Consider the following 9,516-nt stretch of genomic DNA (forward strand, 5'->3'; position numbering starts at 1 on the left):
ATGACCGGTGAGGCGGCAAACAAGAAGCCAGTTGATTGGGAGATAGTAGAGAAGGACTACCGAGCTGGTCTGAAGTCTCTGCGTCAGTTGGCAGATGAGCATGGGGTATCCCATGTAACCATCGCCAAGCGAGCCAAGAAGTATGGCTGGGAAAAGAATCTTGAAGAAAAGATTCAGACCACAGCGAAAAACAAAGTTGTTCGTACTGTAGTTAACAAGCAGGGTAACAACGAGGTTAACAGCAAAGACCAATTGTCAGATGCGCAGGTTGTTAACGCCTACGCTGATGTCGTTGCCTCAGTTGACATGATTCAACGCGACGACCTCAAGCTGGCCATTGACAACAGTCGCAGCCAATTGCGTGAGGTTGTGGCTTTGGGCGATCCGAAGTTCTTGGACAAGCTTGTAGAGCTCGGTGCGACCTTTGATGAGTCCGGTCCAACTGCTAACGGCGGCTGGAAGACCGACAAGAACAATGAGCTCTATCAATACATCATCTCGCTCGCTGGTCGGGTGAAGATGTCTAAAGAGATCGCTGCGAGTCATGGCGTTTACTTGCCAATGCAACGCAAGGTCTTTGGCTTGGATGTCGAGAAGAAGTCTACTGGTGAGTTTGAGGAAATGCTGCGACAAATCCGCTTGGAGGATTGATGGCTATTTCCCTTTCCACTGAGCAGCGAGCCAAAATTAGGCTTCTTGATAGCAAGCTCGAGGTCTATGCGGCTTCTTGCTTAAAGATTTTGGACAAGAGCGGCACAAAAATGCCGTTTATCTTCAACCAGGCGCAACTGTATGTTCACGAGTGCCTTGAGAAGCAATTAGAAAAGACTGGCAAAGTTCGGGCGCTGATCCTGAAAGGTCGCCAACAGGGCATCTCCACTTATGTGGCAGCTCGCTTCTATCACAAGACATCGATGAATGATGGCCAACGCGCCTTCATCGTGTCGCACGAACAAAAGTCTACGGACAACTTGTTCTCGATGGTTAAGCGTTACCACGAGAACAACCCGATGCCGATCAGCACGGGAGCAACGAACGCGAAAGAGTTGATCTTTGACCAGCTTGATGGGGGCTACAAGCTCGCAACGGCAGGCACTAGCGACGTGGGTCGCGGTAACAACGCTCAGCTCCTTCACGGCTCTGAATTTGGATTCTGGTCAAACGCAGCAATGCACTTGGCTGGTATCGGTAACACGATTGGCGATATTGCTGGCACGGAGATGATCTTCGAGTCGACTGCCAATGGTCTTGGCAATCAATTCCACACGATGTGGCAAGATGCCGAGGCTGGCAAGAGTGAATACATCGCGATCTTTGTGCCTTGGTTCTGGCAAACAGAATACCGTGCACCGATTCGCAATGATCTGGCACTGTCGTCTGATGATGTGACCTATCAAAATGTCTACGGACTTGATATGGAGCAGATGCAGTGGCGCCAAAACAAGATTCAGACCTACGGCGCTGGCCATGAGTGGTTGTTTGATCAGGAATATCCTGCAACTGCCGCACTGGCCTTTAAGACATCGACCCAGAACCCGCTGATCTCTCCCAACAATGTGATGGGTGCAGCTAACAGCCAGTTCCGCGAGCGGTTGGGTCCACTGATCATTGGTTGCGATCCTGCTGGTGACGGCGAGGGCGATGGTGACCGCACAGCGATTGCCTTTAGACAAGGTCGTACCTGCTTTCGCTTGGAGTATCACGAGAAAAAGAGCCCGATGCAAATCGCAGGCATCTTGGCTGGATACTATCAAGAGTTCAAGCCTGATGGCCTGCTGATTGACAAGGGCGGCCTAGGCGCTGGCATCTACGACCGTTTGGTAGAGATGAACATACCCGTCATCGGCATCAACAACGCTGAGCGTGCACGTGACAGCGAACGCTACGAGAACAAGCGTGCAGAGATGTGGTGGCTGATGGCAGAATGGTTTGCAGATCAACCGAATCGAATTCCCAATGATTCTGCTTTGATCAGCGACATTTGCGCGCCACAACCCGAGCGACACTCTAGTGGCCGCAAGCTGCTCGAGAGCAAGAAGAACATGAAAAAGCGTGGCATTCGTTCACCAGACGGTGCCGATGCCTTAGCCTTGACGTTCGCTGAAACGATTGCTGAGCGTGCTCCTGAGTACGTTGCCAAATCCAGTTACAAAGCGCCAACTAGCGCAGGATATTAAACATGGCCGACGAATACGCAGACGCGTGGACAGAAGATGAGAACGACAAAGGTCTGACAGACAGCTACAACACCAAGCTGTCGCCAGAAGATGAAGCCAAATTTCAGGGATGGGCCACACAGAACGGCAAGCTCAAAGATGCGTATGACTACGACATCCGTGGGTTTTGGAAGAACGATGGCCAGCTCGATGAGCGTGCGCATGGTTCTGATTTGTACAAAAAGCCGAATCACCCAACCTTTAGCGATCAATCGATGTACCACGGCCAAGATGGTCAGTACGGCGGCCAGTGGAATGCGGACGAGAGCGGTAATACGGTCTCATTCACACCCTCGCAAACTAACCTTAAGAACATGTCAGCTGAGCAGCTGGGTCAATACTTCAAAGAAGTCGAACCCAACATCGCACTTGACTTGCCTACAGCCAAATAAACCTGGCAATGAAAGACACTATGACCGATAAAAACGAATACGAAGCAGCATGGAATGAAGGCGGCGAAGAAGCCAAGCCAGCAGAAAATGCTCTGGCTGCAGCGAAAAAGGTCAGCGATACTGCCGAAGCAGACGACTATGTCACTGCCTACGATGAGATCGACAGTGGTCAGTCGGTCAACGGCGAAGACTTAAAGAACGTCAAGCCCAAAGACAAGACCCAAGAAGCGGGCAACATCGCCACCAACACCGACTCCAATGACGGCAAGGGCGAGAAAAAAGACGACAAAGCTGCCAAGTAACCCATGAGCAACATGGATCAAACCGAATACGCACTGGCCGCCACAGACCAGTTGCGTGATGCTGCGCCCACTCAGGCCATGGATGCCTTGGGCACGGTCTTGATTGCGGAGTTCGCTCGTGCTGAACTCGAGCGCCGCTTAACGGAAGAGCGTTGGCTCAAAGACTTGCGTCAATACCGTGGTCAATATGATCCCGACGTGCTGGCGCTCATTGGTCCTAACCGCTCCAAGTCGTTTGTGCGCAAGACCCGCGTGAAGGTCAAGACAGTGGACAGCCGCGTGGCTGATTTGCTGTTCCCTTCAGGCAGTGAGAAGAATTGGGAAATCGACACGACTCCCGTGCCCAATGTGTCAGATGAGCAAAAGCAATTGGCCATGAACCAGTTGCAGATCATGGCTCAAGGTCAGCCGGTTCCAAAAGAAGCGGTTGATGCTTTCTTGTTAGAGCTGGCACGTCAAGCTTCTAAGGGCATGTCTAAACTGATTGATGACCAATTGGTTGAGGCGCGATACAAAGATGTGGCCGTCAAGACGATTCACTCAGGCCATTTGTATGGCACTGGCGTGATGAAAGGCCCACTCGTGGAGCGCAAAGTGCGCACTACGTTTGTGCAACAAGGCAATAAGTGGATCGCCAAGAGCGAGTCCTACGTGGTGCCGTTTGTGGACTACGTGCCACTGTGGCGCTTTTACCCCGACATGAATGCTACACAGCTTGACCAGTGCAAGTATGTGTATGAGCGTCACATGATGACCAAGTCCGATTTGGTGGAGCTGTCAGCTCGCAAATCGTTCAACAAAGACAAGATCGTCAACTACATCAAGTCTCATCCAGATGGTGAGATCAAACTGCGCTACTACGACAACGAGCTGCGCATCATTGGCGAGCGCACTGCCAACCAAGCCAACAAGCAAAACACCTATGAGGTGCTTGAGCGCTGGGGCTGGATTGATGGCGACAGACTCAAAGAAGTGGGCGTTAAGGTTCCCGAAGACCGTGTGCATGAGTCGTTCTTTGCGAACGTGTGGCTCTTGCCTAACGGTGAAGTGATCAAAGCCGTGTTGCAGCCAATCAATGGCGTGACTTGGCCTTATCACATGTACTACTTTGACAAAGACGAGACCTCGATCTTTGGTGAAGGCCTGTCATCGATCATGCGTGATGATCAGACCATGCTGAACTCTGCTGTTCGCATGATGCTCGATAACTCCGCGATTGCCTCAGGCCCCATGATTGAAGTGGCTCCCAGCCTGTTGTCTAACGTGGACAAAATGGATGAGATGTACCCATGGAAGGTTTGGTTGCGCAACAGCCAACAGCCAGGCGTGCCGGCCGTTCGTCCGATTCCTTTGCCAAGCAACCTCAATGAGTTGTCTAGCATGGCCGACCGCTTTGAAGCGAACGCCGACGAAGTGACCGCAATTCCGCGCTACATGACTGGCGAGAACGTCAGCAATGGCGCAGCAGGTACCGCTTCTGGCATGTCTATGTTGATGGGCGCGGCCAACGTGGTCATCAAAGATCTGATCACCAGCTGGGATGAAGGTGTCACCCGCCCGTTTATCACCGCCTTGTATCGTTGGAACATGCAGTTCCACAAAGACAACTCCATCAAGGGTGACTTTGATGTGAAGGCTCGCGGCACAGCCTCATTGGTGGCCAAAGAAGTGCGCGCGCAGCAGCTCGATGCTTTTGCAGCGCAAGCAGCCAACCCCATGGATGCGCCGTTCATCAAGCGCGATAAGTTATTGCGTCAGCGTGCCGAAGCCCACGAGCTTTCGGATGTGGTCAAGACCGAGGACGAAGTCAAGCAAGAGCAAAACAGCCCACAAGCCCAAACGCAAATGCAATTGGCCCAGGCTCAAGCGCAACTCGCATTGCAAGAAGCGCAAGGCAAGGCCAACAAGTTGATGGCCGAAGCAGAATTGGCAGCGGCCCGCTCCAAAGAAGTGATGGCCAATATCGATCTGCTCGTAGCCGAAGCGGTGAACAAGCGCGTCGAGGCCGTGTACGCCGCCTTGCAAGCTGGCGGAGTTGCTACCAGCACACCGCAAATCGCTCCTGCTGGAGATGAAATCTTGCGCAGCTCCGGTTGGCAAGATGCGACGCCCAATCCGTCGATTGCCGATCTAGACCGTCAGCCGGTGCAACAAGCTGGACCACAAGGTCTCATGCCTGCGCCAGCAAACGGTAACACTGATCCTGAGCGGCCAGCTATGCCAGCACAAGGCGGACCACAACAAGCTGCTCCCGCTGCGCAAGCCATTCCTGCAACCGGCATGCAAGGTGCACGTCAAGGCATTGAGACACCGGCCAACGACTGATGGACGAAGAAACCAAAATCATCATCGCGCTGGCGGATTCCGCAGTCGATGTGGCCAAGTTCAAAGGCTCTGATGCCATGAACACCATGGACAAGATGCTGAGCAACTTGGCCGAGGCCTACAAGAATCAATTGGCCAATGTGACCGTCGATGAGCTGGTCCGCATTCAGGCTTGCCTTAAGCAAACCTTGGCCATTCAGGGTGTCATTCGTGGCACTCAGCAACTGCCCTCAATCTAATCTCAGCCCCTGCAACCGCAGGACAGTGTGAGCCAGGAGACTGGCTTTTAGGAAGCCGGACGAAAGGAACCCCATGGCAACCACTCATGACAACATGAAAGACGAACAAGACGCTTACGGCGCTGCGTTCAATGAAGAGCAACCTGCGCAGCATGTGCAAACAGAAGACGAAGCCTTTGGCATCTCTCCTGAAGAAGCCAAGCCTGCTGCAGATCAAAGCGCAGCAGAAAACAAAGCTGGCGAAGACGCTGCCGATGGTGAGTCTGGCGATGAAGGCAACGTGGCTATCGTGATTGATGGTGGCGAGCTCAAAGACGCTGCAGAGCAAGAGAATGCAGAAGCTAGTGCACAGCAAGCAGCTGCTGCCCAGCAACAAGGCGAATCACAAACTCCACCCGATGCCCCTCAAGAAGGTGATGCGGGCGAAGTCAAAGCACCTGCTGTGGATATGGAAAAAGAAACCCAACGATTGAAGTCTTGGGAAGGTCGCCTCAAGGCCATGGAAGCCAAGCTCAAAGCAGCTGGCGCTGATACCCCAGAAGAGCAAAAAGAAGCTGTGGGTGAGGCGATTGAAGACGCTGCTGAGAAGGCTGACACGCCTGCTGCTGAAGAGCAAGTCGAGCAGATTGCTGAGCAAGTTGAAAAAGGCGAGCTCACTCCTGAAGAAGCCATGAAGCAGCTCGAAGAAGATTTTGGCTCTGACTTTGTGAAGATGATTGAAATCATCGCCACGCAAAAAGCCAAAGAAGCCGGCATGGAAGCGACTGCTGAGCTGGGTAAGACCGTGAGCGACATCATCGATGACATGGTTGACAGCAAGGCCAAGGCTCACTTTGCCAAGATCGAAGCAGCGCACCCTGACTTTAACGAGATCGGCCAGTCCGAGCAGTTCAAGCAGTTCATTGATGCGATGCCTGAAGATAAAAAGCAAGAAGCCCTGAGCGTGATTGGTAACGGTTCTGCCGACCAGATCAACCAATTGCTCGATGGCTTTAAGCAAGCAACCGCTGCTGGCCAAGAGTCCAAAGAGGGCGAGACTGAATTGGCTCCTGCACAAGGCGAGTCCATCGTAGATGAAGCTGCTGAGTCCAATGAAGACCAGCTCGATGCCGCTGAAGGTGTGCGCTCTTCTGGTATGAAATTGCCTGAGAGTCCTGCTTCTGCTGACAACTACGAAGACGCTTGGAATCAAGCCTAATCATGCCAGTCATCAAGTCTGCTGACGCCAAAGACGTCGGCAAGAACATCAAAACGGAAATGGACGCAGGCAAGCCTCACAAGCAAGCCGTGGCCATCGCATTGTCCGTGCAAGACGAGGCCAAGAAAAAGGCTAAGACTGCACAAGAGGACGCCAAAACAGAATATGTCGACGCCTGGAAAGAGGGCGAGAACAAGTAAAGAGTTCCTGCTCTGCGCAAGCATCAGGCTTTTGTCCAGTCACGCCACTCCACGATGCGCACCCCGACTGGTCTCTATCAAACAGCTGATCGCCCATGTGGTGAAACAGTATCTGGGTCGCTTCACTTTGTGAGGTGGTCCTGTCAAGAACCTGACGAGTCAGAAACTTCTGCCTCACAGTCGGTGTAGCAGGGTGCACCGGTTACCAAACACCCAGCATTTTCGGAGCACGACCACCCAGTCGCGCAAGACAAAGAATTCAGGGATACGGCTTAAAACGCTGCCCCGCCACGCTTTCGTAGTCTGCACACGGCACACGGGAAAATCCATCGCTCCTTTCACGATGGCTGTTACCAACAGCAAAAAAGCATTTTTTAGCCATTAAAAAAGGAAATTACCATGGCATCTACCTCATACGGCGATATTTCGCCTCGTACCGCAGCTTACGCAGAAAAAGAACTGTTGAAGCGCGGCCTCCCATACTTGGTGCTCGAGAAGTTCGGTCAAGCCAAAAGCTTGCCTGAGCACAGCACCAAGGTCATCAAGTTCCGTCGTTACAACGCGCTGCCTAATACGCCTACCGCGTTGACCGAAGGCGTGACTCCTGCTGGTCAAACTCTGTCTGTGACTGACATCACAGCCACCTTGGCTCAGTACGGCGACAAAGTGACCATCACTGACGTGATCTTGGACACTCACGAAGACCCAACATTGAACGAGTCTGTTGCCCTCTTGGGTGAACAAGCCGCTCAAATGATTGAGAAAATGCGCTTTGGCGTGCTCAAGGCTGGCACTAACGTGTTGTACGCAAACGGTTCAACCCGTACTGCTGTGAACACTTCCGTGACCGTTGCCTTGCAACGCCGCGCTGTGCGTGCCTTGAAGCGTCAAAACGCTCGCTTCATCACCACTATCGTTCGCTCGACTCCTTCTTTCGGTACAGAGAACGTGGCTCCTGGCTACGTTGCTTTGATTCACCCCGATTGTGAAGCTGACGTGCGTTCCTTGGTTGGCTTCGTTCCTGCTGAAAAGTACGGCACGATGACTCCATGGGAAAACGAATTGGGCAAGTTGGAAGACGTGCGTTACGTGTCTTCGACCATCTTCGCTCCCTTCGCTGACGCTGGCGGTTCCGCTGGTGCGATGTTGTCCACTTCTGGCAGCAATGCCGACGTGTACCCCATCTTGTACGTGGCCCGTGACGCTTACGGCATCATCGCCCTCAAAGGCATGTTCGCTGTGACTCCAATGGTTGTCAACCCTAAGCCAAGCGATTCCGATCCTTTGGCCCAACGTGGCACCGTGGCATGGAAAGCAATGCAAACCTGCGCGATCTTGAACGACGCTTGGATGGTTCGCGCTGAAGTGGCCGCTACTGCCTAATCGGCAATGAGCCCTCTAGCGGGGGCTCTATCAATCTCGGTGCGCAGCTTTTAATTGCGACCAGCACGACGCCGCGGCGTGTAATCCGCGGCACCCTTTAAATCTGTGAGGAACTCAACATGTCTGATAAAGATACCAAAATCTCGTCGATTGACGACGCCTTAAACACTCCCTCTGCCAGCAAGCCTGCAGCCCCCAAGAAGGCTGTCAAAGGTCAGAACCACGATGTGGCTCTGTCTGGCAAGACTCGCACAATCACTGTGCACACTTCAGAAGCTGAAGGCGGACACGAAGCCGTGTTCTTGTCGATCAATGGCTTTGGCTACCAAATCCCTCGTGGCATTCCAGTCGAAGTGCCCGAAGAAGTGTTGCAAGTGTTGGAAAACGCCAAGACTACTTCCTACCACCCAGGCGACAAAGCCGGAGAGTTCGTAGAACGCACTGCGCACCGCTTCGCCTTTAGCGCTCACTAAGCAAACACAGCATGGCAAACACCCTTGTCCGTGAAGTCTTGTACCGCGTCTCTGATGCACTGCAAGATCTCAAACCCCAGTTCACACGTTGGACACAACGCAGCCTGATCGCTTACCTCAATGATGGTCAGCGCGCAATTGCGAAGTACTGTCCGCCTGCATGCTCTCGGGTGGATGCCATCAAGTTAAGCCCAGGCACCAAGCAATCGCTGGCCTTTATCCCCGCGGCATCAGTCGTGCCGGGAGACGGTTCTACAGCAGCTGACGTGCATGGCAATGGTCTTGTGTCCGTGATCCGGAACATGGGATCAGATGGCCTCACGCCAGGCAACGCTATCCGCATTGTCGACCGTGAGGTCCTCGATATTTACTCGCCTGAATGGCACACCACCACAGACACCAAAGTCTCTGGCTTTGTGTTCGATCCACGCATCCCCAAATATTTCTACGTCACACCTGGCGTTCCCGCATCGCCGGCAGTGTGGGTAGAGGCCTCTTTCTTGGCTGATCCACTAGAAGTGTCAGCTACGCCAGATTACGGCTACAACGGCAGCGATACAACCACGATTTCGATTGACCCCAAGTTCGTTGACGATCTGGTCAATTACATCTTGGCGCGCGCCTATGGTAAAGACAGCGAGTCGGCATCCAATAAGGTGCTGGCCGATGGCTACACCACTCAATTTGTTGGCAGCATTAACGCCCAAGCAACTGCACTGCTTGGCGTCAATCCCAACTTGCAATCCCTGCCAAGCAATATGGCAGCCTCTACACCGCGGGCTTAATTT

11 protein-coding genes are annotated in these 9,516 nt (G+C 53.0%); all 11 read left to right on the top strand.

Annotated features, from left to right (window positions below; genetic code table 11):
- Window positions 1-651 (top strand): hypothetical protein, encoded by a 651-nt coding sequence (locus tag ICN24_RS06115; RefSeq protein WP_216222059.1) that lies wholly within the window; start codon window positions 1-3, stop codon window positions 649-651.
- A complete protein-coding gene (locus ICN24_RS06120; protein ID WP_216222060.1) occupies window positions 651-2,177 on the top strand; it encodes a hypothetical protein in 1,527 nt (508 codons plus the stop codon). The genes ICN24_RS06115 and ICN24_RS06120 overlap by 1 nt, the downstream gene beginning before the upstream one ends.
- Before the next feature lie 2 nt (window positions 2,178-2,179).
- Window positions 2,180-2,608, top strand: coding sequence for a hypothetical protein (locus ICN24_RS06125; protein WP_216222061.1), 429 nt, complete (start codon window positions 2,180-2,182; stop codon window positions 2,606-2,608).
- A gap of 20 nt (window positions 2,609-2,628) precedes the next feature.
- Window positions 2,629-2,910 carry a hypothetical protein gene (locus tag ICN24_RS06130; protein ID WP_216222062.1) on the top strand — a complete coding sequence of 94 codons (282 nt, stop codon included), beginning with the start codon at window positions 2,629-2,631 and terminating at the stop codon, window positions 2,908-2,910.
- 3 nt (window positions 2,911-2,913) lie between these two features.
- Window positions 2,914-5,235, top strand: coding sequence for a hypothetical protein (locus tag ICN24_RS06135; RefSeq protein ID WP_216222063.1), 2,322 nt, complete (start codon window positions 2,914-2,916; stop codon window positions 5,233-5,235).
- Entirely contained in the window at window positions 5,235-5,474 is a 240-nt protein-coding gene (locus tag ICN24_RS06140; protein WP_216222064.1) for a hypothetical protein, read from the top strand. The genes ICN24_RS06135 and ICN24_RS06140 overlap by 1 nt, the downstream gene beginning before the upstream one ends.
- A 73-nt stretch (window positions 5,475-5,547) precedes the next feature.
- Window positions 5,548-6,672 carry a type II secretion system F family protein gene (locus tag ICN24_RS06145; protein ID WP_216222065.1) on the top strand — a complete coding sequence of 375 codons (1,125 nt, stop codon included), beginning with the start codon at window positions 5,548-5,550 and terminating at the stop codon, window positions 6,670-6,672.
- A gap of 2 nt (window positions 6,673-6,674) precedes the next feature.
- Complete coding sequence (locus ICN24_RS06150) at window positions 6,675-6,872, top strand: hypothetical protein (protein ID WP_216222265.1); 198 nt, start codon at window positions 6,675-6,677, stop codon at window positions 6,870-6,872.
- A 399-nt stretch (window positions 6,873-7,271) separates the two neighbouring features.
- Entirely contained in the window at window positions 7,272-8,255 is a 984-nt protein-coding gene (locus ICN24_RS06155; protein WP_216222066.1) for a N4-gp56 family major capsid protein, read from the top strand.
- Window positions 8,256-8,374: 119 nt separating this feature from the next.
- The gene (locus ICN24_RS06160; protein ID WP_216222067.1) at window positions 8,375-8,728 is read left to right on the top strand and encodes a hypothetical protein; all 354 of its coding nucleotides are present in this window, start codon (window positions 8,375-8,377) and stop codon (window positions 8,726-8,728) included.
- Between the two features lie 11 nt (window positions 8,729-8,739).
- Entirely contained in the window at window positions 8,740-9,513 is a 774-nt protein-coding gene (locus ICN24_RS06165) for a DUF6682 family protein (RefSeq protein WP_216222068.1), read from the top strand.
- Window positions 9,514-9,516: the final 3 nt, after the last annotated feature.

The organism is Polynucleobacter sp. UK-Kesae-W10 (assembly GCF_018881575.1).
Taxonomy (GTDB): domain Bacteria; phylum Pseudomonadota; class Gammaproteobacteria; order Burkholderiales; family Burkholderiaceae; genus Polynucleobacter.

What these genes read in the sequence shown, in the direction of transcription:
- ICN24_RS06130 (WP_216222062.1), top strand. Translation starts at nt 2,629, where the DNA reads ATGACCGATAAAAACGAATACGAAGCAGCATGGAATGAAGGCGGCGAA.
- ICN24_RS06135 (WP_216222063.1), top strand. Translation starts at nt 2,914, where the DNA reads ATGAGCAACATGGATCAAACCGAATACGCACTGGCCGCCACAGACCAG.
- ICN24_RS06120 (WP_216222060.1), top strand. Translation starts at nt 651, where the DNA reads ATGGCTATTTCCCTTTCCACTGAGCAGCGAGCCAAAATTAGGCTTCTT.
- ICN24_RS06160 (WP_216222067.1), top strand. Translation starts at nt 8,375, where the DNA reads ATGTCTGATAAAGATACCAAAATCTCGTCGATTGACGACGCCTTAAAC.
- ICN24_RS06155 (WP_216222066.1), top strand. Translation starts at nt 7,272, where the DNA reads ATGGCATCTACCTCATACGGCGATATTTCGCCTCGTACCGCAGCTTAC.
- ICN24_RS06115 (WP_216222059.1), top strand. Translation starts at nt 1, where the DNA reads ATGACCGGTGAGGCGGCAAACAAGAAGCCAGTTGATTGGGAGATAGTA.
- ICN24_RS06140 (WP_216222064.1), top strand. Translation starts at nt 5,235, where the DNA reads ATGGACGAAGAAACCAAAATCATCATCGCGCTGGCGGATTCCGCAGTC.
- ICN24_RS06165 (WP_216222068.1), top strand. Translation starts at nt 8,740, where the DNA reads ATGGCAAACACCCTTGTCCGTGAAGTCTTGTACCGCGTCTCTGATGCA.
- ICN24_RS06150 (WP_216222265.1), top strand. Translation starts at nt 6,675, where the DNA reads ATGCCAGTCATCAAGTCTGCTGACGCCAAAGACGTCGGCAAGAACATC.
- ICN24_RS06145 (WP_216222065.1), top strand. Translation starts at nt 5,548, where the DNA reads ATGGCAACCACTCATGACAACATGAAAGACGAACAAGACGCTTACGGC.
- ICN24_RS06125 (WP_216222061.1), top strand. Translation starts at nt 2,180, where the DNA reads ATGGCCGACGAATACGCAGACGCGTGGACAGAAGATGAGAACGACAAA.